This window comes from Nocardioides sp. WJ219 (assembly GCF_058559815.1).
The window spans coordinates 340,723-365,541 of the sequence record NZ_JBZUJV010000001.1; the positions used below are offsets into that span (position 1 = coordinate 340,723).

22 protein-coding genes are annotated in these 24,819 nt (G+C 74.0%); 14 read left to right on the forward strand and 8 right to left on the reverse strand.

Annotated elements, in window-relative coordinates; translation table 11 throughout:
- The first annotated feature begins 1 nt into the window (after position 1).
- The 3 genes from purS to AC4MBH_RS01655 are packed head-to-tail and all read left to right on the forward strand — an operon-like array spanning position 2 to position 1,405.
- Positions 2–277, forward strand: coding sequence for a phosphoribosylformylglycinamidine synthase subunit PurS (gene purS / locus AC4MBH_RS01645; protein WP_491792586.1), 276 nt, complete (start codon positions 2–4; stop codon positions 275–277).
- Positions 274–942 carry a phosphoribosylformylglycinamidine synthase subunit PurQ gene (gene purQ, locus AC4MBH_RS01650; protein WP_491792587.1) on the forward strand — a complete coding sequence of 223 codons (669 nt, stop codon included), beginning with the start codon at positions 274–276 and terminating at the stop codon, positions 940–942. The genes purS and purQ overlap by 4 nt, the downstream gene beginning before the upstream one ends.
- A 19-nt stretch (positions 943–961) precedes the next feature.
- Positions 962–1,405, forward strand: a complete 444-nt coding sequence (locus AC4MBH_RS01655; protein WP_491792588.1) for a DUF3817 domain-containing protein — start codon at positions 962–964, stop codon at positions 1,403–1,405.
- Between the two features lie 10 nt (positions 1,406–1,415).
- Here the strand turns inward: AC4MBH_RS01655 and AC4MBH_RS01660 are convergent, their stop codons facing one another.
- From AC4MBH_RS01660 to AC4MBH_RS01675, 4 genes are all read right to left on the reverse strand, one after another.
- Entirely contained in the window at positions 1,416–2,264 is an 849-nt protein-coding gene (locus AC4MBH_RS01660; RefSeq protein ID WP_491792589.1) for a class I SAM-dependent methyltransferase, read from the reverse strand.
- Positions 2,265–2,289: 25 nt separating this feature from the next.
- A complete protein-coding gene (locus tag AC4MBH_RS01665) occupies positions 2,290–3,744 on the reverse strand; it encodes a glycoside hydrolase domain-containing protein (protein ID WP_491792590.1) in 1,455 nt (484 codons plus the stop codon).
- 117 nt (positions 3,745–3,861) lie between these two features.
- On the reverse strand, positions 3,862–5,889 hold the full coding sequence (locus AC4MBH_RS01670; protein WP_491792591.1) for a DUF7937 domain-containing protein: 2,028 nt from the start codon (positions 5,887–5,889) through the stop codon (positions 3,862–3,864).
- A gap of 197 nt (positions 5,890–6,086) precedes the next feature.
- A complete protein-coding gene (locus tag AC4MBH_RS01675) occupies positions 6,087–7,526 on the reverse strand; it encodes an MFS transporter (RefSeq protein WP_491792592.1) in 1,440 nt (479 codons plus the stop codon).
- Between the two features lie 119 nt (positions 7,527–7,645).
- Here AC4MBH_RS01675 and AC4MBH_RS01680 point away from each other — a divergent pair, with 119 nt between their 5' ends.
- Genes AC4MBH_RS01680 through AC4MBH_RS01695 form a run of 4 tightly spaced genes read left to right on the forward strand, consistent with a single transcriptional unit; the run spans position 7,646 to position 11,635 of the window.
- Entirely contained in the window at positions 7,646–8,194 is a 549-nt protein-coding gene (locus tag AC4MBH_RS01680) for a TetR/AcrR family transcriptional regulator (RefSeq protein WP_491792593.1), read from the forward strand.
- A 30-nt stretch (positions 8,195–8,224) separates the two neighbouring features.
- Positions 8,225–10,528 (forward strand): phosphoribosylformylglycinamidine synthase subunit PurL, encoded by a 2,304-nt coding sequence (purL, locus tag AC4MBH_RS01685; protein ID WP_491792594.1) that lies wholly within the window; start codon positions 8,225–8,227, stop codon positions 10,526–10,528.
- Complete coding sequence (locus AC4MBH_RS01690) at positions 10,525–10,752, forward strand: hypothetical protein (RefSeq protein WP_491792595.1); 228 nt, start codon at positions 10,525–10,527, stop codon at positions 10,750–10,752. The genes purL and AC4MBH_RS01690 overlap by 4 nt, the downstream gene beginning before the upstream one ends.
- Before the next feature lie 40 nt (positions 10,753–10,792).
- Positions 10,793–11,635, forward strand: coding sequence for an alpha/beta hydrolase family protein (locus AC4MBH_RS01695; protein WP_491792597.1), 843 nt, complete (start codon positions 10,793–10,795; stop codon positions 11,633–11,635).
- Positions 11,636–11,639: 4 nt separating this feature from the next.
- On the opposite strand, the gene AC4MBH_RS01700 is transcribed toward AC4MBH_RS01695, so the two are convergent.
- Positions 11,640–12,458 carry an ABC transporter permease gene (locus AC4MBH_RS01700; protein ID WP_491792598.1) on the reverse strand — a complete coding sequence of 273 codons (819 nt, stop codon included), beginning with the start codon at positions 12,456–12,458 and terminating at the stop codon, positions 11,640–11,642.
- The gene (locus AC4MBH_RS01705; protein ID WP_491792599.1) at positions 12,455–13,510 is read right to left on the reverse strand and encodes an ABC transporter ATP-binding protein; all 1,056 of its coding nucleotides are present in this window, start codon (positions 13,508–13,510) and stop codon (positions 12,455–12,457) included. The genes AC4MBH_RS01700 and AC4MBH_RS01705 overlap by 4 nt, the downstream gene beginning before the upstream one ends.
- A gap of 62 nt (positions 13,511–13,572) precedes the next feature.
- Between AC4MBH_RS01705 and AC4MBH_RS01710 the strand changes: the two genes are divergently transcribed.
- Positions 13,573–14,535, forward strand: a complete 963-nt coding sequence (locus AC4MBH_RS01710; protein WP_491792600.1) for a helix-turn-helix transcriptional regulator — start codon at positions 13,573–13,575, stop codon at positions 14,533–14,535.
- A gap of 84 nt (positions 14,536–14,619) precedes the next feature.
- Here AC4MBH_RS01710 and AC4MBH_RS01715 read toward each other — a convergent pair whose 3' ends face one another.
- Complete coding sequence (locus AC4MBH_RS01715; RefSeq protein ID WP_491792601.1) at positions 14,620–15,468, reverse strand: DNA-formamidopyrimidine glycosylase family protein; 849 nt, start codon at positions 15,466–15,468, stop codon at positions 14,620–14,622.
- Positions 15,469–15,548: 80 nt separating this feature from the next.
- Here AC4MBH_RS01715 and AC4MBH_RS01720 point away from each other — a divergent pair, with 80 nt between their 5' ends.
- From AC4MBH_RS01720 to AC4MBH_RS01745, 6 genes are all read left to right on the forward strand, one after another.
- Positions 15,549–15,908, forward strand: coding sequence for a sterol carrier family protein (locus AC4MBH_RS01720; protein ID WP_491792602.1), 360 nt, complete (start codon positions 15,549–15,551; stop codon positions 15,906–15,908).
- A 28-nt stretch (positions 15,909–15,936) separates the two neighbouring features.
- The gene (locus AC4MBH_RS01725; RefSeq protein WP_491792603.1) at positions 15,937–17,289 is read left to right on the forward strand and encodes a dipeptidase; all 1,353 of its coding nucleotides are present in this window, start codon (positions 15,937–15,939) and stop codon (positions 17,287–17,289) included.
- 10 nt (positions 17,290–17,299) lie between these two features.
- Positions 17,300–18,496 carry a PucR family transcriptional regulator gene (locus tag AC4MBH_RS01730; RefSeq protein WP_491792604.1) on the forward strand — a complete coding sequence of 399 codons (1,197 nt, stop codon included), beginning with the start codon at positions 17,300–17,302 and terminating at the stop codon, positions 18,494–18,496.
- Positions 18,497–18,649: 153 nt separating this feature from the next.
- The gene (locus tag AC4MBH_RS01735) at positions 18,650–21,001 is read left to right on the forward strand and encodes a molybdopterin cofactor-binding domain-containing protein (protein WP_491792605.1); all 2,352 of its coding nucleotides are present in this window, start codon (positions 18,650–18,652) and stop codon (positions 20,999–21,001) included.
- A gap of 16 nt (positions 21,002–21,017) precedes the next feature.
- Entirely contained in the window at positions 21,018–21,497 is a 480-nt protein-coding gene (locus tag AC4MBH_RS01740) for a (2Fe-2S)-binding protein (RefSeq protein ID WP_491792606.1), read from the forward strand.
- A 61-nt stretch (positions 21,498–21,558) separates the two neighbouring features.
- Positions 21,559–22,995, forward strand: a complete 1,437-nt coding sequence (locus AC4MBH_RS01745) for an FAD/NAD(P)-binding protein (protein ID WP_491792607.1) — start codon at positions 21,559–21,561, stop codon at positions 22,993–22,995.
- Between the two features lie 19 nt (positions 22,996–23,014).
- On the opposite strand, the gene AC4MBH_RS01750 is transcribed toward AC4MBH_RS01745, so the two are convergent.
- Positions 23,015–24,778, reverse strand: coding sequence for a sensor histidine kinase (locus tag AC4MBH_RS01750; RefSeq protein ID WP_491792608.1), 1,764 nt, complete (start codon positions 24,776–24,778; stop codon positions 23,015–23,017).
- Positions 24,779–24,819 lie beyond the last annotated feature (41 nt).

Consider the following 24,819-nt stretch of genomic DNA (forward strand, 5'->3'; position numbering starts at 1 on the left):
CGTGCCCAAGGTCGTCGTGGACGTGATGCCCAAGCCCGAGATCCTCGACCCCCAGGGGAAGGCGGTGCTCGGCGCGCTGCCCCGGCTGGGGTTCGACGGCGTCACCGACGTCCGCCAGGGCAAGCGGTTCGAGCTCGAGGTCACCGGCGAGGTGACCGACGAGGTGCTCGCCCGCGTCCACGAGATGGCGCGGACGCTGCTGTCCAACCCGGTGATCGAGAACTTCACCGTCCACGTCGGCGAGGCCGTCGCGGTCCAGCCCGAGGTGAGCGCGTGAAGGTCGGCGTCGTCACCTTCCCGGGCTCGCTCGACGACGTCGACGCCCAGCGCGCCGTCCGCCTCGGCGGGCACGAGGCCGTCGCCCTCTGGCACGGCGACCACGACCTCCGCGGCGTCGACGCGGTCGTGCTGCCCGGTGGCTTCTCCTACGGCGACTACCTGCGCTGCGGGGCGATCTCGCGGTTCGCCCCGGTGATGACCGAGGTCATCGAGGCCGCCGGCAAGGGGATGCCGGTGCTCGGCATCTGCAACGGCTTCCAGATCCTCTGCGAGTCGCACCTGCTGCCCGGTGCGCTGATCCGCAACGACACCCGCCGGTTCGTCTGCCGCGACCAGCGGCTGCGCATCGACAACGCCTCGACCGCCTGGACGTCGTCCTACGACGAGGGCCAGGAGGTGACCATCGTGCTCAAGAACGGCGAGGGCGGGTTCGTCGCCGACGCCGAGACCCTCGACCGGATCGAGGGGGAGGGCCAGGTGGTCGCGCGCTACCTCGGCGACAACCCCAACGGGTCGCTGCGCGACATCGCCGGCATCACCAACGAGCGCGGCAACGTCGTCGGCCTGATGCCCCACCCCGAGCACGCGGTCGAGGAGCTCACCGGCGCCGGCACCGACGGCCTGGGCTTCTTCACCTCGCTCGCCGCTGCCGCGTTCGCGTGAGCAACCCGGTGAGCACGCAGTGAGCCCGCAGTCCCTCTTCCGACGCGTCGCCGTCGCCGAGGCGGTCACCTGGGCGCTCCTGCTCTCGGGGATGTTCCTCAAGTACGTCACCGAGACGACCGATGTCGGCGTCCGCGTCGGCGGCATGCTGCACGGCGTCGTCTTCGTCGCCTACTGCCTGACCACCGTGGTCGTCGCGGTCGACCAGCGCTGGTCGCTGCGTCGTACGGCGGCGGGGCTGGTGGCCTCGGTGCCGCCCTTCGTCACCGTCGTCTTCGACCTGGTCTCCGAGCGCCAGGGCGCGTTCGGGCCGTGGCGGCTCACCGGCGACGCCCCGGCGTCCGGGCTCGACCGGCCCGTGGCGTGGCTGCTGCGCAACCCGGTCCGCGGCCTGGTCGCGGGCCTGGCCGCCGTCGCGGTGCTCACCGGCGTCGCCCTCGTGGTGGGCCCGCCGGCCGGCTGACCGGTTGTGGCTAGGCCGTCGCCGTGACCAGCCAGACGGCGCCCGGGAACCGCACCGCGCCGTCGACCAGGTGGTCGAGCAGGTGGGCGCGGACGTCGTCGCGCACCGCCGCCCAGCCGTCGGGGCCGAGGCTCGGCTCGAGCAGGTCGCGGACCCGCCGTCCGGTCGAGGTGGCGAGCAGCGTGGTCATCCGGTGGTCGATCCCGTCGGTGCCGTCGAAGCCGTAGTCGACGGTGAAGTCGAACGGTGCCAGGGCGACGTCGCGCCAGCCGGCCTCGTCGAGCAGGGTGCGCGTGTGGCCGGGGTCGGCGAACGCCGTCGGCCCGGGCGCGAACGGCGGCTCCGGCTCCTGCTGCTCGTCGAGCCGCGCCAGGAGGACGTCCTGGCCGAGGGTCAGCATCGGGTTCTCCTCCACGGTGCGCCAGCAGGCGAACGCGACCCGCCCGCCCGGTGCGGTCACCGACCGGAGGTTGGCGAACGCCGCCACCGGGTCGTCGAAGAACATCACGCCGAAGCGCGAGACCACCCGGTCGTACGGCCGGCCGGGTGCCGCGGCCGCCAGGTCGTCGGTCTGGGCGTCGGCGAGCAGCACCGTGGCCGGTGGGACCCGACGCCGCGCCGCCTCGACCATGCCGGGGGAGACGTCCACCCCGACCGCCTCGGCGCCCGCCGCCACCGCGGCGAGGAGCAACGTGCCCGTCCCGCACCCGACGTCGAGCACGCGCTGTCCGCCGGCGAGGTCGGCGGTCGTCAGCAGCTCCTGCGTCAACGGCGCGAACACCGCGTCGAAGAGCGCCTCGTTCTCCACCCAGCCCGCCGCGCCCTCGGACCAGCCCTGCCGCATCTGCTCGTTCGCCACGGGAGCCAGCCTAGGACGCCAGCCGCTACCTCGTACCGGACTGCAGCCTGGTCCAGGTGGGGCCGTCCACGACGCCGGACTGGGTGAGGCCGACGCGGCGCTGGTAGCGCTTGACGGCCGCGGTGGTGTCGGCGGCGAAGGTGCCGTCGACGTTGGTCTTCACGCCGACGTCGGCGGCGTTGATCGCCCGCTGGACCCGGCGCACCCACGGGGCGTAGGCGCCGGACGAGCCGTGCTTGAGGATCGGGCGGGAGCCGGTGGACAGCAGCGCCGTCCAGTCCTTGCGGAACCAGCGGTCGTCGTCGGGCTGGTCGTGCGCGGCCTTCCAGCGCCGCACGCTCGCCACCAGGCCGGGGCCGTAGGAGCCGTCGACCGGGCCGCCGTAGTACTGCTGCTCCTTGAGCAGGCACTTCAGCGCAGCGACGCGGACGGTGGACGCCCGGTAGCCCGCGCGCGGCGGCTCGAGGGTGCCGTACTCGACGTAGTCGAGGGCGGCCTTGCCGCCGCAGTGCGACTCGGGCGCCGCGACCTGGCCGCGGCCGAGGTCGAGGTAGTTGGAGTCGATGTTGATCCGCACGCCGCCCCAGACCTCGTCGTGGCCGCCGCGGTACTGCTTGACCCGGCCGCCCGGGCGCCAGCCGTCGTTGGCGATGTACGACGACGACGTGTTGGCCACGCCGTCCCAGCGGGCCAGCCAGATCCGGTCGGGCAGCGTGTACGCCGCCGGCCGGGTGCGACGGACGTCGTCCATCATCTTGATGCCGGAGCTGACGCTGGAGTAGACGCCGGTGGTGAAGCCGAGCTTCTTGACCGTCGTCACCCAGTCGCTGATGAACGCCAGCGCCGACTCGCGGCAGTGGGTGTTGGTGTGGTCGAAGCCCTCGAGGTCGTACCAGAGGGTGCTGCCGGCCGGGATGCCGAGCCGTCGCGCGTCCTGCACCGTCTCGGTGGCCGAGGCCCGGCCCATCTCGCGGGCACGCGGGTAGCGGCCCTTGCCGCGGAACGGGTCGATGGTGAAGTCGTCGCGGTAGCGCGGGAAGCGCGGCTGGCACGACGCCTGCGGGCCGAGGGTGATCGGCAGCAGCTTCCACCCGTTGCGGAGCTGGGTGCGGATCCACGCCGGGGTCAGGTTGGGCTGGCTGCGGCAGGCGCGGGAGTCACCGGAGATGTAGATGCCCGCGGCCAGGAACGGCGAGGTGGCCAGCCAGCGGTCCATCGCGGCCTGGGTCGGGGCCAGGCACTGGTCGAAGCCGTAGCCGGTGAAGTCACCGGGGGTCGCCGGCACCCCTGCCCGGCGGGCCTGGGCGGCCGGCGCCTGCTCGGCGGCCACGGTGGACGCCCCGGCCGGCGACGGCGTACCGCCGCCCAGGGCCTGGCCGGTCGCGGCGACGACGGTCAGGCAGGCCAGGCCCGAGACCACCGACCGGAGGAGCCGTCGTCCGGTGGAGCGGGGCGGCGTGGGGGGCAGGGTCGAGCGCATGGCGGAGCTCCTGGGGAAGAGGCGGGGTGTCCGTCGTCCCGCCGACCATAACCTCAGGATTCACACCAGTCACAGACGTTGCGCGAACTACAGGGCTGTAGTTTCGGGCGACGCGGCTCAGCCGGCCGGCGGACCGCCCCAGCCCTGGCCCGGCGGCGGTGCCTGCGGGGGCGCCTGCGGGGGTGCCTGCGAGGGTGCCTGCGGGGGTGCCTGCGAGGGTGCCTGCGGGGGTGCCTGCGGGGGGTAGCCCGGCTGCTGGGGCGGGTACCCGGGCTGCTGCGGCGGGTAGCCCTGCTGCGGGTACGGCTGCTGCTGGGGGTGGCCGGGCTGCTGGGGGTAGCCCTGTTGCGGGTACGGCTGCTGCTGGGGGTAGCCCTGCTGGGGATAGCCCTGCTGGCCGGCCGGGGAGCCGCTGACCAACGGGCCGTAGGCCGTGCGGGCCTCCGACGGCACGGTCATCGCGTACGCCGCCAGCAGCGGCAGCGTGACGAACGCCGCGACCGCCCAGCCGGTGTTGGCCAGGAAGCCGAAGTCCTCGGCGTTGGCGATGCCCATGGCGATGAGGCCGAGCACCACCAGGCCGGCGACGATGCCGAGCAGCACGACCCGGTTCTTGCGGATGTCGGAGGCGAGGCTGGTGCCGAAGGCCGCGGCGCCGGCGGCGACCAGGGCGAGCACGGCCACCACGACGGGGGCGGCCTCGAACTCCTCCTGGGCGACCATCGCGAGCACCAGGACGACGGCGTAGACCGCGGCGCCGGCGGCCGAGACCATCAGCGCGGCCGACACGGTCCGCTCCCAGGCGGAGACCGGGTCGTGGGTCTGGGCGGTGCTGCGTGCTTGGGCGCGGGAGACGGCGAACGCTGCGGCCGCGCCGAGCAGCAGCAGCCCGCCGCCGGGGATCCCGGAGGAGCCGACCGGGCCGAACACCCCACCGTTCCACTTCTCCAGCGGCGGCCAGCTGAACAGGCCGTCGCCGTCGCTGGCCAGGGCGAACAGCGCCACCACCAGGACCGTGAAGGCGCTCGTCGCGAAGACCCGTCGCCAGGCGGCGGACGGGCCGCCGAGGGTGGCCTGGTACGCCGGCCACCCGACGACGACGAGGGGCATCACGAGCATCGCGACGACGACGAGGAGGAAGGCACTGAACGGGTCGAACAGGTCGGTGTCGTCGCTGACCAGGCCGTGCACCAGCCAGGTCGCGAACAGCAGCACGGTCAGGGCGACCGCCGCGAGGATGGTCACCTTGGCCACGGTGTTCCAGAGCCGGTCGTCGGTGTGACCCGGCTCCTCCTCGGCCTGGCGCGGCTGCACGGTCATCGCGACGCCGGCCAGCGCCATCGCGATGCCGCTGCCCAGCGCGCCCGCGGTGTCGTCGTTGACGTTGACCAGCTCGAGGATCACCGCGGCCAGCACGCTGACCAGCAGCGGCACGGTGAGCGCGAGCTTGAGCAGCCGGTAGTGCTGCGTCGTCCACGCCGGCACCAGGCGGGCCTTGGCGACGTACGGCACCGCGAGGGCGACCACCGCGAGCAGCACGCTGATGATCACCCACCACAGGTTGCCGCCCTTGGCCCAGGGGAACTCGTCGTCGCTGAGCGTCCACGGCATCCCGAGCGCGGCGAAGAGGAAGAACAGGGCCGCGCCGTCACGCACGTAGTCGGAGACCGGCCACCCGACGAACGGGTTGACCTTGGGCGCGACGGGCTGGCCGTAGCCGGGCGGCGGGCCCTGCTGCGCGTAGCCCTGCGGGGGGTAGCCCTGCTGCGGCGGGTAGCCGGCCGGGGCCTGGTAGCCCTGCTGCGGCGGCTGGTACGCCGTCGGCGGCGCGGTGGGGTAGCCGGGCTGCTGCGGCGGGGGCATCGGCGCCTGCGGCACCGGCTGGGACATCGGGGGTGGCATGGGTGGCATGGGCGGCTGGGACGGCGGCGGTTGCGGCTGGTGGGCTTGCGGCCCACCCGGACGCACCACGGTCTCCTCGGCGAACGCGGTGGTGGGGGTGGGCTCGGAGGTGCTCGCGGTGGTGGCGCCCGTGGACGCCGGAGGGTGGGCGGCGGACGCGCCGCTGTCGAGCGCGCGACCGCACGAACCGCAGAAGGCACCGCCCTCGTTGCTCGCCCCGCAGTGTCCGCAGAAGTTGGCCATGCGCGGAAACCTATACCGTTCCGGGCTCGCCGGACCGGCTCTCCCGCGCCCACCCGGCGCGGCCGGTGGCCGGCGGTGGTGGGGGTGTGCGCGGGTCGCCAGCCGAGAGCCGGGCGCTGCGGTACCGGGAGCCTGCCGGAGGGTGGTCTCGAGACGGCCACGGCCGTCTCGAGACCACTCCCTCGGCCGGCCCCGGGTCAGGCGGCCTCGGCCACGGCCACCGAAGTCCGGCGGCCGCGGAGGTGGAGCGCCAGGCCCACCACGAACGCCAGCGTCGCGAACGACGCCGAGGTGAGGAACGCGGCGCGGGCGCCCGGGAGGAACTCGCCGGGGACGGCGCCGACGGCGTACACCGAGACGATCACGGCCAGGCCGATCGCGCCGCCGAGCTGCTGGAAGGTCTGGAGCAGCCCGGACGCCGACCCGGCGTGCTCGGGGTCGACCCCCGTCAGCACGATCGAGGTGACCGGCATGAAGGCGAGGCCGGCCGCCAGCCCGTTGAGCAGCATCGGCCCGAACAGCCCGCTGAGGTAGCCGTCGGAGGCCGACAGGGTGCTCAGCCACGCGAAGCTCGCCGCCAGCCCGACCGCCCCGGTCATGATCATGGGGGTGGCGCCGAACCGGGCCAGCAGGCGTGGGGTCACCCGCGACATCGCAAAGATGCCGAGGGTCAGCGGGAGGAACGCCAGGCCGGAGGCCATCGGGCCGAAGCCGAGCTCGCCCTCGATGAACTGCACGGCCAGGAAGAACATCGACAGCTGGCCGCCGACCACGAACGCCATCACCGCGAGCCCGCCGACCCGGCGCGGGTCGCGCAGCAGCTCCGGACGCAGCATCGGGTGCGCGACCCGGCGCTCGGTGCGGGCGAGGAGGGCGATCAGCAGCGCGCCGACCGCCAGCCCGCCGAGCGTGCGGACCGAGGTCCAGCCGTGCTCGGGGGCCTGGATCAGGGCCCAGACGACGGCGACGGCGCCACCGGTCGCGGCGACCGCGCCGACGACGTCGAACCGGCCGGGACGCCGGGTGGTCTCGTCGAGGTAGCGGCGGGTCAGGGCGAGGACGGCGAGACCGATCGGGACGTTGATGAACATGGTCCAGCGCCACGACCCGAGGTCGGTCAGCGCGCCGCCGAGCAGGAGGCCGATGGACATGCCGCCGGAGGACACGGCGCCGAACAGGGCCAGGGCCCGGTTGCGGGCGGCCTCGTCGGGTGCGCTGGTGGTGAGCAGCGCGAGCACGCCGGGGGCGGCCAGCGCGGCGCCGACGCCCTGGGCCGCGCGGGCCGCGACGAGCAGGCCGGGCGACTGGGCCAGGCCCCCGACGAGGGAGGCGACGGTGAACAGGGCGAGGCCGACCTCGAACATCCGGCGGCGTCCGAAGACGTCACCGAGGCGGCCGCCGAGCAGCAGGAGCCCGCCGAAGGCGAGCGTGTAGGCGTTGAGCACCCACGAGAGGCCGGCCGGCCCGAAGGACAGGTCGTCGTCGATGTGGGGGAGGGCGACGTTCACGACCGTCGCGTCGAGGATGAGCATGAGCTGTGCGACGAGGACGAGCGCGATGCCGGCCGCGGCCTTGGTGGCGCCGGGCGGCAGGTCGACGGGCGCCTCGGAGGCGGGGGACATCGTCTGGTGTGACATGAGAGGTGCAGTCCTGTTCTGGCGCGACCGCCGACGTGGACGTAGAGTGGAGACGTTCTCCGGTTCAGGGAGAAACCATACGGAGACTGTCTCCGTTTAGCAACCCGAGGGGGACGTCCGTGCGTGCCGACGCCCAGCGCAACCGCGACCGGATCGTCGAGGTCGCCCGCGTGGTCTTCCGCGAGCAGGGCTACGACGCCTCCCTCGACCTCGTCGCCAAGCGCGCCGGGGTGGGTGCGGGCACGCTCTACCGGCACTTCCCGACCCGCGACGCACTGCTCGACGCGATCATGCAGAGCTGGGTCGACAAGGTCACCGACGCCACCGACGAGGTGCTCGCCTCCGGCGGGTCCGACCGCGACCTGCTGGTGCGCTGGTTCGAGACGTACGTCGCGCTGATCAGCCTCCACAAGGGCGGACCCGCCAAGATCACCACCGCCATGGGCGACCCCGACTCGCCGATCCACACCAAGTGCCAGGTGCTCTCCCACGCCGCCGGCCGGGTGCTCGACCGGCTCCAGGCCTCCGACGCCCTGCGTCCCGGCATCGACAGCGTGCAGGTCTGCCGGCTCGTCGGCGGCGTCGCCGCGGTCGCCGACCAGTCCGAGCTGCGCCCCGACGACGTCCGCCCGCTGCTCGAGGTCGTGGCCGACGGCCTGCTGGTCTGAGGTCGGCCGCGACTCGGTAGATTCGCACCCGTGCCCGAGCCCGTCGCTCCCCCGTCCCTGGACACCGTCGCCGTCGCCGCCGAGGACCCCGGCCGCGAGCAGCCGTGGGCCGACCTGGGCCTGAAGACCGACGAGTACCAGCGGATCCGCGAGATCCTCGGCCGCCGCCCGACGTCGTCGGAGCTGGCGATGTACTCGGTGATGTGGAGCGAGCACTGCTCCTACAAGTCGACCAAGGTGCACCTCAAGCAGTTCTCCGAGATCCCCCAGGAGACGCCGGTCGGCGCGATGCTGGCCGGCATCGGTGAGAACGCCGGCGTCATCGACATCGGTCAGGGCTACGCCGTCACCTTCAAGGTCGAGAGCCACAACCACCCGTCGTTCGTCGAGCCCTACCAGGGCGCGGCCACCGGCGTCGGCGGCATCGTGCGCGACATCCTGGCGATGGGCGCGCGGCCCGTGGCGGTGATGGACCCGCTGCGCTTCGGGCCCCTCGACGCCCCCGACACCCACCGGGTGCTGCCCGGGATCGTCGCGGGCGTCGGTGGCTACGGCAACTGCCTCGGCCTGCCCAACATCGGCGGCGAGGCCGTCTTCGACGAGACCTACCTCGGCAACCCGCTGGTCAACGCGCTCTGCGTCGGCGTCCTGCGCCACGAGGACCTCCACCTCGCCAAGGCCTCGGGCGCCGGCAACCAGGTGATCCTGTACGGCGCCCGCACCGGCGGCGACGGCATCGGCGGCGTCTCAGTCCTCGCCTCCGAGACCTTCGAGGCTGCGGCTGACGGGAAGGGCGGCCCGGCCAAGCGGCCCGCCGTGCAGGTGGGCGACCCGTTCATGGAGAAGCTGCTCATCGAGTGCACCCTCGAGCTGTTCGCGGCCGGCGTGGTCGCGGGCATCCAGGACCTCGGCGGCGCCGGCCTGTCGTGCGCCACGTCCGAGCTGGCCAGCGCGGGCGACGGCGGCATGCACGTCGAGCTCGACCGGGTGCCGCTCCGCGACTCCACGCTCGCGCCGGAGGAGATCCTGATGAGCGAGAGCCAGGAGCGGATGATGGCGGTCGTCGAGCCCGACGACGTCGCGGCGTTCCTCGAGATCTGCGCGAAGTGGGACGTCGAGGCCGTCGTCGTCGGCGAGGTCACCGACACCGGCCGGCTCGAGATCGACTGGCACGGCGAGCGCGTGGTCGACGTACCGCCGCGGTCGGTCGCGCACGACGGGCCGGAGTACTCGCGCCCCTACGCCCGCCCCGACAGCCAGGACGTCCTGCAGGCCGACGCCGCCGAGGCGCTGCCCCGCCCGGCCTCGGGCGAGGAGCTGCGCGCCACCCTGCTGCGGCTGGCCGCCAGCCCCAACCTGTGCGACAAGTCGTGGATCACCGACCAGTACGACCGCTACGTGCGCGGCAACACCGTGCTCGCCCAGCCGAGCGACAGCGGCATGATCCGCGTCGACGACGAGACCAACCTCGGGGTCGCGGTCTCCACCGACTGCAACGGCCGCTTCGCCCGGCTCGACCCGTACGCCGGCGCGCGGCTGGCGCTGGCCGAGTCCTACCGCAACGTCGCGACCGGTGGCGCCGTGCCGCTGGCGATCTCCGACTGCCTCAACTTCGGCTCGCCGGAGGACCCCGCCGTGATGTGGCAGTTCGCCGAGGCGTGCCGCGGGCTCAAGGACGGGTGCCTCGAGCTCGGCATCCCCGTCACCGGTGGCAACGTGTCGCTCTACAACCAGACCGGCGAGACCGCGATCCTGCCGACGCCGGTGGTGGCCGTGCTCGGCGTCGTCGACGACGTGACCCGGCGGACGCCGTCGGCGTGGGCCTCGGTCGAGGGCGACGAGGTCGGTGACCGGGTGTTCCTGCTCGGGCAGACCCGCGAGGAGCTGAGCGGCTCGGAGTGGGCGCACGTCGTCCACGGCCACCTCGGCGGGCTCCCGCCCGTGGTCGACCTGGCTGCCGAGAAGCGGCTGGCCGAGCTGCTGCACGACGGCGTCGGCCTGCTCACCTCGGCGCACGACCTCGCCGACGGCGGCCTGGCCCAGGTCCTGGTCGAGGCGTCCCTGCGCCACCTGTGCGGGGTCACGGTGGCCCTCGAGGGCGTGCACGCCGACCCGTTCGTGGCGCTGTTCTCCGAGTCGGCGGGCCGGGTGCTGGTCACGGTCGCACCCGACGACGCGGTGCGGCTCGGCGAGCTCGCCGGCCGCCACGGCGTCCCCCTCACCGAGCTCGGCACGACCGGCGGCGACGTCCTCGCGATCGACGGGCTGCCCGACGTCAACCTGCTCGAGCTGCGCTCGGCCTGGATGGCGACGCTGCCGGCGGCGATGGCGTGAGCCAGCCCGGTCAGCCCGGCGCGTTCCGGTGCCCGGGCTGCAGCGGGACGGAGTTCGAGCCGGGGTTCGTCGACGACGACCGGCAGGGCCGGATCCGCTGGATCGCGGGTCGCCTCGAGCGCGGGCCGATGGGCAACGCGCGCAAGCTCGGGCTGCGCAAGACGTCGGTGATCGCCTACCGCTGTGTCCAGTGCTCGCGGCTCGAGCTGTACGCACTGGAGTAGGGCCCGGGCGGCCCCAGGCCCCGTGCGGCAGGATCGGGTGGTGCGCCGACGAGGGTTCCTGACGCTCGCCGCCGCGACGGCGCTCGGCCCCACCCTGGCCGGCTGCGGAGAGGACCCCGACGTGAGCGACCCCGACCTGCCGGCGCCCGAGCGCCACACGTACGGCGACGACCCGAGCCAGTACGGCGTCCTCTTCCGGCCGGCCGACGAGCCGCGCGGCGTGGTCGTCGTCATCCACGGCGGGTTCTGGCGCACCGAGTACGACGCCGAGCTCGGCACCCCGCTCGCGGAGGCCCTGGCCGCGGAGGGCTGGGCCGCCTGGAACCTCGAGTACCGCCGGGTCGGCGTCGGGAACGGCGGCGGTGGCGGTGCCCCCGAGACGTTCGACGACGTCGCGGCCGGCATCGACGCGCTGGCCGACCTCGACCTCGACACCTCCACCGTGGTCACCCTCGGCCACAGCGCGGGCGGGCACCTCGCCGCCTGGGCGGCCGGGCGCGACCGCTACGACTGGCCGGCGCGGGTCGCGGTGACCCACGTGGTCAGCCAGGCCGGGGTGCTAGACCTGCAGGCCGCCGAGGACGCCGGCCTCGGCGGCGGCGCCGCCGGCCTGCTGCTGGGCCACCGGCCGACGGCCGCCGACGAGCGCTACGACCCCGCGCAGCAGCTCCCGCTCGACGTACCGGCCTGGTGCGTGCACGGCAGCGACGACGCGATCGTGCCGCTCGCGCAGTCGGCGTCGTACGTCGAGCGGGCGACCGCCGCGGGCGCCACCGCCGAGCTGGTCGAGGTCGACGGCGACCACTTCGTCGTCATCGACGTCGACAGCGACGCGTGGGCCCGGCAGCTGGCGGTCCTCGACGGCATCCGCCCGCGGTCCTAGCGGCTCAGGCGGCCCGGCGCATGGTGCGCAGCCCGACGACCAGCCCGACGGCGGCGACGCCGGCCGCGGCGAGGGCGCCGTACGCGATCGTGTCGGCCGGCCAGGACCCGGCGAACAGCGCCCGCTCGGCCTCGATGATGTAGCCCAGCGGGTTGAGGTCGGCCAGGAAGCGCAGCCAGCCCGGGGCGCCGTCGAGCGGCAGCAGCACGCCGGCGAGCAGCAGCAGCGGGAAGATCAGCGTCTGCTGCACGGTCCAGAACAGCCAGTCCTGACCGGCCGAGACGATCGCCAGCGCGAACGACAGCGCGCCGATCCCGATGCTGAACAGCGCCAGGATCGCCAGGCCCACCACCACGCCGGGCAGGTGCAGGTCGAAGCTGAAGGGCGTCACGACGACGACGATCAGCACGGCCTGCGCCAGCATCGGCACGACCTCCTTCAGCGCCCGGCCGACCATCAGCGCCGAGCGCCGCAGCGGCGAGACCAGCAGCCGTTCGTGCGAGCCGGTGTTGATCTCCAGGGTGAGGTTGGAGCCGGTCATCGACGCCCCCATCAGGGCGGTCATCACGATGATCCCGGGCACGAACCACTGCAGCGCCGACCCGACGCCGGCGATCCCGGAGGTGTCGGGCAGCAGCGGCGCGAACAGCGCGAGGAACACCAGCGGCTGCACCATCGCGAACAGCACCGACGCCGGCTCGCGCAGCATCGGACGGAGCTCGCGCATCATCACGTTCCACGTGTCGGCGAGGAAGCCGGGCTCGCGGACGTCGTCCCACGACGCGGTGGTCGCGGTCGGGGCGGGGGCGGTCGTGGTGCTCATGCTGCTGCTCCTTCAGTCGTCGGGGCGGTGCTCTTGTCGGTGCTGGCGTCGGTGCTGGCGTCGGTGCTGGGGTCGGCCTCGTTGCTCTCGCGCAGGCTGCGCCCGGTCAGGTGGAGGAAGACGTCGTCGAGGGTGGCGCTGGCGACCTCGATCCGCGTGGCCGGCGTGCCCGCCGCGGCGAGGTCGGTGACCAGGGCGGGGGCGAGCTCGCGGCCGTGCGCGACCCGCACCGAGACGCTGCTGCCCGCGACCTCGACGGTCGCCTCGGCGATCCGGCGCGCCCGCTCGGCCGCCCGGGCGGCGTCGTCGGGTCCGGCGAAGCCGAGCGCGACGAGGTCGCCCAGGCCCGACTTGAGGCGGGTGGCGGTGTCGTCGGCGATCACCAGGCCGTGGTCGATGACGATCACCCGGTCGGCGATCGCGTCGGCCTCCTCGAGGTAGTGCGTGGTGAGCACGATCGTGGTGCCGAGCTCGCGGTTGAGGCGCTGCACCTGCTCCTGGAGGTTGACCCGGTTCTGCGGGTCGAGGCCGGTCGACGGCTCGTCGAGGAACATCAGCCGCGGCTGGTGGACGAGCCCGATCGCGACGTCGAGCCGGCGCCGCTGGCCGCCGGAGAGGGTCGAGACCGGGCGGCCCGCGTGCTCGGCGAGGTCGAACGCCGCGAGGAGCTCGTCGGCGCGGGCCGCGGCCTCGCGCCGGCCCAGGCCGTGGGCGCGGGCCTGGCCGACGACCTCGTCGCGACCGCGTTGCTGGTGCCCCGCGGCGTTGCCCTGCCCGACGTACCCGATCGAACGGCGCACCGCCCGCGGGTCGCGGACCACGTCGTACCCCACGACCTCGGCGGAGCCCGACGTCGGGGCGACGAGGGTGGTGAGCATCTTCAGGGTCGTCGACTTGCCGGCGCCGTTGGGGCCGAGGAAGGCGACCAGCTCGCCCTCGGCGACCTCGAGGTCGAGGCCGCGGACGGCGAGCACCTCCTGCTTGTGACGCGTGAACGTCTTGGTCAGTCCCTGCGTCCGGATCACCGGACCTGTGTGGTGTGAGTGGGTCATGCCGCTCACGCTAGGTAGCCTTTAGGCCACTTGTTGACCTCAATCGGAACGAGTCTGAGGACATGTCCACCAGCGCCCGGATGCTCTCCCTGCTCTCCCTGCTGCAGACCCACCGCTACTGGCCGGGCGACGAGCTGGCCAGCCGCCTGGAGGTGAGCGGCCGCACCCTGCGGCGCGACATCGAGCGGCTGCGCGACCTCGGGTACGTCGTCGACGCCTCGCGCGGCGTGGCCGGCGGCTACCAGCTGCGCGCCGGCGGCCAGCTGCCACCGCTGCTGCTCGAGGACGAGGAGGCCGTGGCGATCGCCGTGGGCCTGCGGTCGGCGGCCGCCGGGTCGGTGGGCGGGCTGGAGGAGACCTCGGTGCAGGCGCTGACCAAGGTGGTCGCCCTGATGCCGCCGCGGCTGCGGCGGCGGATGGACGCGCTGGCGACGCAGACCGACACCCCCGGGCCCTGGTCGTCGGGCCCCACGGTCGACGCCACCATCCTCACCGCCCTCGCCCAGGCCTGCCGCGACGACGAGCCGCTCGAGTTCGACTACCAGGCCCGCGGCAGCGACCTCACCCACCGCCGCGTCGAGCCCCACCGCCTCGTCTCGCTCGGCCGCCGCTGGTACCTCGTCGCCTACGACCGCGACCGCCTCGACTGGCGCTCCTTCCGCGTCGACCGCCTGTCCTCGCCCACCACCAGCGGCGCCCGCTTCCGCCCCCGCGAGCTGCCCGGCGGCGACGCCATCGCGTTCGTCGAGGCCGGCTTCCGCCGCATCCCCCAGCTCCACGACGTCCGCGTGCGCGTCGCCGCCCCCGCCGACGTCGTCGGCAGGTCCGTCGGCCGCTGGGGCGACGTCACCGCGGTCTCCGACTCGACGTGCCTGCTCGAGATGCACGTCGACGACCTGCAGTGGCCGGTGATGGTCCTGGCCCAGGTCGGCGCGCCGTTCGAGGTCGAGTCACCCCCCGAGCTCACCGCCCACTGCGCCCGCGTCGCCGACCTCTTCCGGACCGCGGGGGCAGCGGCGGGGTAGTCCCGGACCTTCGGCCCCACACGACGCCTCTCAGGGGCCATGTTGTCCGGGACCATCCCAGCGGCCCGCCCCCCGGGGTGCCGACTACCCCGGCCGGCCGGTCGGGACGCGGACCTCGGGGCCGGGTCCGGGCTGGCAGTGGGGGCACCACCACGTACGCCGGTGGGCGGGGTCGTTCGGCAGCTCGGCGACCACCTCGACCCGGGTCCCGCAGCGCAGGCAGGGACGACCGGCACGGCCGGTGACCCAGTGGTCCTCGCCGCGGCGCGACAGGCCGGTGGTGACCTGGTAGGCGCCGGGCACGGTCGCTGAGTGCTTCAACGCCGTGGCAGCCCGCGCGACCAGCCGTTCGAGGTCGACCTCGTCGACCGGCGTCCACGGGCTCACGCCGAGCAGGAACGCCAGCTCGTTGACCCACAGGTTGCCCAGCCCGCAGATCCGGGTCTGGTCGAGCAGCGCCGAGACCACCGGCGTCCCGGCCACCGCGCGGAGGCGGCGGACGGCCTCGTCGGGGTCCCAGTCGTCGCGGAGGGGGTCCGGGCCGAGGCGGCCGACCCAGCGGGCCTCCTCCGAGGTCGGCGCCAGGTCGAGGTCGTGCAGCCGCAGGCCCCACGCCGTCGACCCGGAGTCCAGCCCGAGCACCAGCCGTACGTCGGCCATCAGCCGCCGCGGCAAGACCTTGCCGGCGCCCGTGACCGACCACTCGCCGTCCATCCGCAGGTGGCTGTGCAGCGTGACCGGGACGCCGTCGTCGGCGCCGGAGAAGCGGGTGAGCAGGTGCTTGCCCCACGTCGCGTGCTCCACGACCCGGCGTCCGCCCAGGTCGCGGGTGGCCAGCCGGGGCACGCGCAGGTCGGAACGCGTGACGGTCCGGCCCAGCAGCGACCGGTCGAGCCGGCGCGCGAGCTTGTAGACGCTGTCTCCCTCCGGCACGGCCCCAGTCTGCCGAGCGGCCGCGGCGTCCACGGTCACCCGTACGGTCACGAGCCCGCCCGCCTCGCTAGTTTGGAGCGGTGCCCGCCCGACTCCGTCCCGCAGCCCCCGCCGACGTCGCCGCGGCCCGCGAGCGGCTGACCGCGGGCGGCGCCGAGCCGGCCGACCTCAAGCTGCTCGTCAAGCACTACCTCGCGCTGCTCGAGGCCAAGGCGCCCGGCCACTCGGTCGAGGTGCGGGTCCCGCCGTACGCCGCCGTCCAGGTGGTGCCCGGCGTCCGGCACACGCGTGGCACCCCGCCCGCCGTCGTCGAGACCGACGCCGAGACCTGGATCGCCGTCGCCACGGGGTCGCTGGCCTGGGTCGACGCGCTCACCGACGCCCGGATCACGGCCTCCGGCGAGCGCACCGACCTCACGCCCTACCTGCCGCTGGGGTAGCCGACCGGGGCGTGGATAGGTTGACCGGATGAGCGACCAGATCCGCGCCCGAGTGACCGAGCTGATGCCAGGGATCCGTCAGGACCTCGAGGACCTGGTCCGCATCGAGTCGGTGAGCGCCGACCCGGCCCGGGCGAGCGAGGTGCAGCGCAGCGCCGAGGCCGTGGCCGAGCTGTTCCGCGCCGAGGGCTTCGCCAGCGTCGACATCGTCTCCGCCGACGGCGGCGCCCCCGCCGTGATCGCGCACAAGCCGGGCCCCGACGGCGCGCCCACGGTGCTGCTCTACGCCCACCACGACGTGCAGCCCGAGAACGACCACGCCGACTGGGACAGCCCGCCGTTCGAGCCGACCGAGCGCGGCGACCGGCTCTACGCCCGCGGCGCCGCCGACGACAAGGCCGGCATCGCAGCCCACCTCGGCGCCCTCCGCGTCTTCGGCGCCAGGTACGACGACCCGCTCCCGGTCGGCGTCACGATGTTCATCGAGGGCGAGGAGGAGGTCGGCTCCGACACCCTCCCGGCCCTGCTGGCGGCGCACCAGGAGGCGCTGCGCGCCGACGTGATCGTGATCGCCGACTCCGGCAACTGGGACATCGGCGAGCCGGCGCTGACCACCAGCCTGCGCGGGCTGGTGCGCGTCGACGTCGAGGTCCGCACGCTCACCCACGCCGTCCACTCCGGCATGTGGGGCGGCCTGGTGCCCGACGCGATCATGACCCTGACGCGGCTCCTGGCGTCCCTGTACGACGACGACGGCGCGCTCACGATCGAGGGGCTGCTCAGCACGCCGGCCGCCGACGTCGAGTACCCCGAGGAGCGGCTGCGCGCCGAGTCGGGCGCCGCCCCCGGCGTCGACTGGGTCGGCCGTGGCCCGGTCGTCGAGCGGCTGTGGACCCAGCCGGCGCTCACCATCACCGGGCTCGACGCGCCCAAGGTCGACGGCGCCAGCAACACCCTCACCCCGGCCGCGCGGGCCAAGCTCAGCCTCCGCGTCGCCCCCGGCGACACCACCGCCAACGCGCTGGCCTGCCTGACGGCCCACCTGGAGAAGCACGTGCCGTGGGGCGCCCAGCTCACCGTCACCACCGTCGACACCGGCGAGGCCACCAGGATCGACGCCACCGGCCCCGCCTACGACGCCGCCCGCGCGGCGTTCACCGAGGCCTGGGACGGCACCGAGCCCGTCGACATGGGGGTGGGCGGGTCGATCCCGTTCATCGCCGAGTTCCTCGAGGCCTTCCCCGAGGCGAGCGTGCTGGTCACCGGCGTCGAGGACCCCGACACCCGCGCCCACGGCGCCAACGAGGGCCTCCACCTCGCCGAGTTCGAGCGGGTCGTGCTCGCCGAGGCGTTCCTGCTGCGCAACCTCGGAGCGCTGTAGGGGTGGAGCAGTGCGTGCCGCGACGCTCGACTTCCTGAGCCGGCACCGCCGCGAGCGGGTCGGCCCGATCACCGACCGCCTGGTCGTGACGATCGAGCGCGAGAACCCGGCCTACCGGGTGCACCACGTCGCCAGTGCCGACCTGCGCCACTCCTGCGCGACCAACGTCGAGCGGATCCTCGAGCTGCTCAGCGACGCCGTGCGCGCCGGGGCGGCACCACGACGCTCCGACCAGGACCCGGCGTACGACGCGGCGCGGGCCACCGGCGGCCGCCGGGCCGAGCAGGGGGTGCCGCTCGACGACGTCCTCCGGTCGTTCCGGCTGGGCGGCCGGGCGGTGTGGGAGGACCTCATCGCGCGCGGCGAGGACGTGCTCGACGCCGCCGAGCTGCGCGACATCGGCACCCACCTGTGGGAGGTCGTCGACGTCACCTCCGCCCAGGTCGCCCTCGCCTACCACGCCCACGAGCGCGCCCTGGTGCGCGCCGACGAGCAGCAGCGCGCCGAGCTGTGGGAGGGGCTGCTCGGCGGCCGCGGCCGCGAGCGGGGCTTCGCCCACGACGCCGGGCGGCTGCTCGACCTCGCCCCCGAGGCCGACCTGCTCGTGGTCACCGCAGCCGACCTCGACCGGCGGCTCGCCGACGACCGGCTCGCGCCCCACGCCACCGCCTGGGTACGCCGCACGGGCGGCGTCGTCGGCCTCGTGGCGCTGCGCGACGACAGCCCGGCCGACGCCCTGGCGGCCCTCGGGGTCGTCGCCGAGCGCCTGCGCGTGCCGGTCGGGGTCTCGAGCGTGGTGCCCGGCCTCGCGGCGGTGGAGCCGGGGTTCCGGGAGGCCACCCTCGCCCTGCGCGCCCAGGGCGGCACCCCGGGACTGGCCGCCTTCGACGACAGGCTGCCCGAGGTCCTGCTCCTCAGCTCACCCGACATGGCCCACCGGCTGGTCGCCCGCTGGGTCGGCCCCCTGCAGGTGCTGCCGGCCCCCGAGCGGCGGGCGCTGCTCGACACCCTGACGGCCTGGGTCGCCGTCGGCGGCTCGGCGACCGCGACCGCCGCCGCGGTGCACTGCCACCGCAACACGGTGGTCAACCGGCTCCGCCGGGTCTCGAGCCTGACCGGCCTGTCGTTCCAGGACGAGGCCCCGCCCGTCGAGCTCGACCTCGCCCTGCGGGCCCACGCCCTGGGACTTTCCCACCCTCCTGGATGAAATCCTGTGCACGGTGCACAACCGTCCGGCGGCGAGGCTGGGCGCCGACGCCATGGTGCGGGGCGGTGACGGCTGTCACAGTGGGAGGACGAACGCTGCTCACCCGGTGACCTGCTCGGAGTCCGGGTCGTTCGCAACCATGGGGATCCACAGATGACTGCTCTCGACCACGGTTCCGGCACGCCCGCGGACCACGACGACCCGTTCGCCGGGCTCAACCGCCGCAAGTTCATCGGCTACGTGATGGCGGGCAGCACGCTCGTGGTCGCGGCCGACCTGGTCTCGGGCCGGCCGGCCCGCGCGGCCATCCCGTCCGGCCCGCAGATCCCCGAGCTCTACGACCTCGAGGACCTCCAGACCGACGCCGCCCTGGCGACCTCGCAGCTGATCACGGTGACGATCACCAAGGAGGGCCGCGCGAAGTTCGCGCTCCCGCGGATGGAGGTCGGCCAGGGGATCATCACCTCGACGGCGATGATCCTCGCCGAGGAGCTCGACCTGCCCGTCGACAAGGTCGACGTCACCCTCGCCCCGGCCCGCCCCGAGCTGCTGCTCAACCAGCTCACCGGCGGCTCCAACACCACGTTCTCGACCTACACGCCGATCCGGGTGGCGGCCGCAGTCGCGCGCCAGCGACTGCTCGAGGCCGCCGCGATCCTCTTCGGCACGACCGCCGACCGGCTCTTCACCACCGGCGGCGTGATCAGCGACCAGCTCGGCCGGAGCGCGACGTACGGCGAGCTGGCCTCCGACGCCGCCAGCCAGGTCGTCGAGGCGGTCGAGGTGGTGCTGCGGCCGAAGGAGAAGTTCAAGGTCCTCGGCCGCCCGCGCAACCGCACCGACGCCCGCGCGGCGGTCACCGGCCAGAAGGACTTCACCACCGACCTGCAGGTGCCCGGGGCGCTGCCCACGATGGTCTGCCGCGCACCCACGCACCAGGGCACGCCGAGGCGGCTGCGCAACAAGGCCGCGGTCCTGCGGATGCCCGGCGTGACCCACGTGGCGCAGGTGCCCACCGGCATCGCCGTGCGGGCGCGCACGTTCGGCCAGTGCATCGACGCGATCCGCAAGATGGACGTCGAGTGGAAGCCCGGTCCGGTCGCCGGCGAGTCCGACGCGACGGTGCTGCGCAAGCTGCGCAAGGGCGAGCTGCCGATGGTCGTGCCCGAGGTGCCGATCCTGGCCAAGACCGTCGAGACCGACTTCGTCTTCGCGTTCCGCAGCAGCGCCGCCCTCGAGCCGTACGCCGCCATCGCCGACGTCCGCCCCGACCGCGCCACGGTCTGGGCCGGCCTCAAGGTGCCGATCCTGGCCCAGCAGAACATCGCCGCGGTCCTCGGACTGCCGCAGAACGCGGTCAAGGTCAACGTGATCACCGGCGGCGGCTCGTTCGGCCACAAGCTGTTCGGCGACCACGCGATCGAGGCCGCGACCATCTCCAGGGCCATGAAGGTCCCCGTCAAGCTGATGTGGCACCGCGCCGACGAGCCGCGCCACGGCCGGCTGCACCCGATGGCGACCTCGCGGTGCCGGGCCACGGTGCTCGGCGACCAGGTGCTCAGCTTCGAGCAGCGGCACACCAGCGTCACGACCGACTTCAGCCACGGGCTCGGCGAGATGATCACCTCCCAGGCCGACGAGCTCGACCCCATCGGGCTCGGCGGGCTGTCGTTCGCCCAGACGATCTTCACCCTGACCCAGGAGCTGCCCTACAACTTCGGCGTGGTCACCCAGCTGCTCAACGAGCCGCTCGAGTTCGAGGACAGGTTCAGCACCGGCAGCATGCGCAACATCTACTCACCCGACACCTGCGTCGCGGCCGAGCTGACCATCGACCAGCTCGCCCGGAAGGTCGGCAAGGACCCCCTGCGGTTCCGCCTCGACATGCTCAAGAACGAGCGGGTCAGGACCGCGCTGCGCAAGGTCGCCGAGGAGGGCGGCTGGGGCCGCCGGATGGCGCCCGGCACGGCCCAGGGCATCGCCATCCACAAGGAGTACAAGGGCTGCACGGCTGTGCTCGCCGAGATCGACTGCCGCCCGCAGACGGTCAACCGCAACCTCGGCAAGGAGACCCTCACCGGTCCCCGCGTCACCAAGCTGGTGATCGCGGTCGACGCCGGCCTGGTGATCAACCCGCGCGGCATCGAGGCCCAGATGCAGGGCGGGGCCATGGACGGCATCGCCCTCACCCTCACCAGCAGCTGCCACTTGAAGGACGGCCGCTTCCTCGAGGCCAGCTGGGACAACTACTTCTACACCCGCCAGTGGAACGTGCCGCCGAAGGTCGAGGTCCACATCATCAAGTCCGACTCGCAGACGCCGGGCGGTGTCGGCGAGGCGGCAGTGGGGTCGACGGCCGCCGCGGTCGCCTGTGCCTACGCCCGGGCCACCGGGACGCTGCCGAAGTTCTTCCCGATCAACCACGACGAGATCTCGTTCAAGCCGAAGTCGTTCGTGCCACCCGTCCCGCCGTCGCCGACCAACGGCCTCAAGCTCACCCGCTGAGGGAGGAGACGAACCCATGCCCAAGCAGACCTTCATCCTCAACGGCAAGACCGTCACCGTGAACGTCAACGACGACGTCCGGGTGCTCTGGGTGCTGCGCGACCTGCTCGGGGTCACCGGCCCCAAGTACGGCTGCGGCATCAACGTGTGCAAGGCGTGCACGTCGCACATCAACGGCAAGGCGTTCAACCCGTGTGCCGTCAAGGTGGGCGACCTCAAGCCCCGCGACCGGGTGACCACCATCGAGGGGCTCGCCAGGACCACGCCCGGCGACCTCCACCCGATGCAGCAGGCCTGGATCGACCGCGACGTCGCCCAGTGCGGCTACTGCCAGCCCGGCCAGATCATGGAGGCCGTCGCCCTGGTCAAGCGCGTCCGCCGCGAGGGTCGTGAGATCCGCGACTCCGACCTCGACCGGATCCGCAACATCTGCCGGTGCGGCACCTACGTCCGCATCCGCGAGGCCATCGAGCAGGGCGCCCGCGCCATGAGGTGAGGCGCGACCCGCCCGAGCTGCACGTTTCGACCTGACTCGACTTTCTCAGTAGACTTACCGGATGGTCGTCACGCAGCAGCCCCCCGTCGACACGTCCGCGGGCGACGCCGTCCGCCCGCACCACCGCGTCGCCGTGATCGGCGGCGGCGCCAGCGGCGTGCTGACCGCCATCAACCTCCTGGCCCGCAGCGCCGACCTCGGCCTGCGCGTCGAGATCCACGAGGCGAGCGGGATCGTGGGCCGCGGCGTCGCCTACGGCACCAACGACCCGCGGCACCTGCTCAACGTCCGCTCGCGCCACATGAGCGCCCTGCCCGACGTGCCGTCCGACCTCATCGAGTGGGCCCGGCGCACCGGCCGCAGCGACGACCCGCAGGCCTTCCTGCCCCGCCTCGACTTCGCGGCGTACCTGCAGGACAAGCTCGCGGCGGTGGCCGACCACCGGCTCACCATCTGCGCGGGTCGGGTCGACGACGTCGTCCCGGTCGCCGGGCGCGGGACCTACGAGGTCCGCACCGACGACGTGACCACCACCGTCGACAGCGTGGTCCTCGCCTACGGCAACCAGCGGCCGCGGCCCCTGCTCCTCGACGGCGACACGCTGCCGGCGGCGCCCTGGCACCTCGCCGACCCGTGGGACCTCGGCGCCCTGCGGCTGCTCCCCGACGACGCCACGATCGTCGTCGTCGGCACCGGCCTGACCGCCGTCGACACCGTGATCACGCTGCTCGAGGAGGGCCCACGGCGCCGCGTGGTGATGGTCAGCCGCCACGGCCGGCTGCCGCACGCGCACGTCGCCCAGCAGTCGACCGCGTGGGTCCAGCCGGTCCCCGAGGGTCCGCTCACCGCCGACCTGCTCGCCGCGCACGTCACCGACCAGGTCCGGGCCGCCGCGGCCCAGGGGGTCGGCTGGCGCGCCGTCGTCGACGGCCTGCGCGCCGCGACGCCGTCGCTGTGGAAGCGGCTCCCGCTCGCCGAGCGACGCCGCTTCCTCCAGGTGCACGCGCGCGAGTGGGAGGTGCGCCGCCACCGGATGGCGCCCCAGGTCGCCGCGCGGATCCGCGCCTACGAGGACGACGGCCGGCTCAGCATCCTCGGCGGTGGCGTGGCCACCATCGCCGACCGCGGCGACCACTGCCTGGTCACCGTCGGCGAGGTCCCGACCCCGATCGCGGCCCAGGCCGTGGTCAACTGCACCGGCCCCGCCACCGACATCACCCGCAGTGCCGACCCGCTGCTGCTGGCCCTGCGCGAGCGCGGGCTCGTCGTCCCCGACTCGCTGCTGCTCGGCGTCGAGACCCTCGACGGCGGCGAGCTGGTCGACGAGACCGGCGCCGCCGCCCCCGGCCTGTACGCCGTCGGCCCGCCGCGCAGGGGCACGCTCTGGGAGTCGACCGCGATCCCGGAGATCCGCGCCCAGGCTGCCGCGGTGGCCGACGGCATCCTCGCCCGCGCGGCCCTGGGGGCCGGCCTCGGCGAGGTCGTCGCCCCGGCCTGACGGGCACTACGGCGCCGGGCTACGGCGCCGGCAGGAACACCCGGAACGTGCTGCCGACGCCGAGCTCGGACTCGACCTCGATCCGGCCGCCGTGCCGCTCGATGATGCGGCGGCAGATGGTCAGCCCCAGCCCGGTGCCCGGCTGGGCGACGGCCTGGGGGTTGGTGGAGCGGAAGAACTCGGTGAAGAGCCGCTCCTGGTCGTCGGCCGAGATGCCGATGCCCTGGTCGGCCACCGACAGCTCGACGTCGCCGGGGCGCTCCACCAGGGTCAGCGTGATGGTGCCGCCCGGCGAGGTGTACTTGATGGCGTTGCTCACCAGGTTGGTGAGCACCCGGTCGAGGTCGCCGGCCTCGCAGCACACCAGGACCTCGCCGTCGGGGGCGCTGAGCTCGAGGGTGAGCCCGCGCCGCTCGGCCGCCACCCGGGTCAGCTCGATCGCGTCGAGCAGCACCGGGACGGCGTCCATCGGCTCGGTCGGCTTGGCGCTGTCGGGGTCCTCGACCTGGGCCAGGAGCAGGAGGTCGTCGACGACGCGGGCCATCCGCCGGGCGGCGCGGTCGAGCGCCACGATCGAGCGGCGGGCGTCGCCGACGATCGACGGGTCGCCGTCGAGCAGCTCGACGTAGCCGGTGACGGCGCCGAGCGGGTTCTTCAGCTCGTGGGACACCGTGCTCAGCAGCTGCGACTTGTACGTCGTCAACCGGCGCAGCTCGGAGACGAGCTGCTGCTCGTGGACGAGGTTGCGGGAGTTGATCACCGCCTGCCCGATGTCGCGGGCGATGTCGAGGGCACCGGCGCGCTCGTCGGCGCTCCAGTGCAGGTGAGGGTCCTCGCGGCCGAGCACGATGTGGCCCAGGCTCTCGCGGCCGGCGCCGAGCGGCACCAGCATCGCGGTGCCGAGGCCGAACATCGAGAGCGCCTCCTGGCTGGTCCGCACCTCGTCGTCGTCGAGGAACGGGTCGGGGGGCTCGTGCCGGCCCCCGATGACGACCTGCTGGGCGTGCCACGTCCGGCGCGAGATCGCCCGGATGGTGTCGGCCAGGGCGGGGGGCAGGTCGGCCGTCGGGGTGCCGGTGGCCGGGAGCGCCCCGGTCGCGTAGGTGCTGATCGTCACGAAGTCGGCGCGGAACCCCTCGAGCAGCGGCTGCCGGCAGTCGTGGAGCACGCTCTCCAGGTCGCCCTGCGAGGTGGCGAAGCGCACCACCCGCCGGGCGGTCTCGGCCAGCCGGATGCGCTCGGCCAGGTCGTGCCGCTCCACCGCCATGCGCAGCGCCCGCTCGGCCTGCGCGGCGTACCGTTCGAGCAGGTGGCGCTGGGTGGGGCCGGGCCGGCGTCCGCTGATCGGCACGTCGATCGAGAGCAGGCCGATCATGGTGTCGTGGGCGTCGTAGAGCGGCGCGATCAGCAGGTCGAGCGCGTGCCAGGCGTCGGGGGAGTCGTTCGGCTCGAGGGCGGGCACCCACCCGATCGGCCGGCCGCCGGCCTCGAGCCGCTCCTCCGGCACGAACCGGAACCGGCCCCAGTCGTCGGCCCGCTCGAGCTCGGGGAGCACCAGCGACACGGGGGTGGCGAGCCCGATCATCGCCGGCGTGGCGTCGTTGCTGCCCTCGACCGAGACGGAGTACATCTGCTCCCCGAGCACCACGCTGATGATCGCGATCTCGAAGCCGACCATCTCCGCCACCGAGGAGGCGACCAGGTCGAGGGCGTCACGGGACCCGGCGTCGGACCAGGTGGTGACGTCGATCTGGGGGCGGGGGAGAGGGGATCCTTCGGCCAAGGTGCGAACCTCGCTAGGGGCAGACCCCCAGACTACGGCGC

Coding starts and splice junctions, on each gene's coding strand:
- AC4MBH_RS01665 (WP_491792590.1), bottom strand. CDS start 3,744: ATGCGCTCGACCCTGCCCCCCACGCCGCCCCGCTCCACCGGACGACGG.
- AC4MBH_RS01670 (WP_491792591.1), bottom strand. CDS start 5,889: ATGGCCAACTTCTGCGGACACTGCGGGGCGAGCAACGAGGGCGGTGCC.
- AC4MBH_RS01675 (WP_491792592.1), bottom strand. CDS start 7,526: ATGTCACACCAGACGATGTCCCCCGCCTCCGAGGCGCCCGTCGACCTG.
- AC4MBH_RS01700 (WP_491792598.1), bottom strand. CDS start 12,458: ATGAGCACCACGACCGCCCCCGCCCCGACCGCGACCACCGCGTCGTGG.
- AC4MBH_RS01705 (WP_491792599.1), bottom strand. CDS start 13,510: ATGACCCACTCACACCACACAGGTCCGGTGATCCGGACGCAGGGACTG.
- AC4MBH_RS01710 (WP_491792600.1), top strand. CDS start 13,573: ATGTCCACCAGCGCCCGGATGCTCTCCCTGCTCTCCCTGCTGCAGACC.
- AC4MBH_RS01725 (WP_491792603.1), top strand. CDS start 15,937: ATGAGCGACCAGATCCGCGCCCGAGTGACCGAGCTGATGCCAGGGATC.
- AC4MBH_RS01735 (WP_491792605.1), top strand. CDS start 18,650: ATGACTGCTCTCGACCACGGTTCCGGCACGCCCGCGGACCACGACGAC.
- AC4MBH_RS01740 (WP_491792606.1), top strand. CDS start 21,018: ATGCCCAAGCAGACCTTCATCCTCAACGGCAAGACCGTCACCGTGAAC.
- AC4MBH_RS01745 (WP_491792607.1), top strand. CDS start 21,559: ATGGTCGTCACGCAGCAGCCCCCCGTCGACACGTCCGCGGGCGACGCC.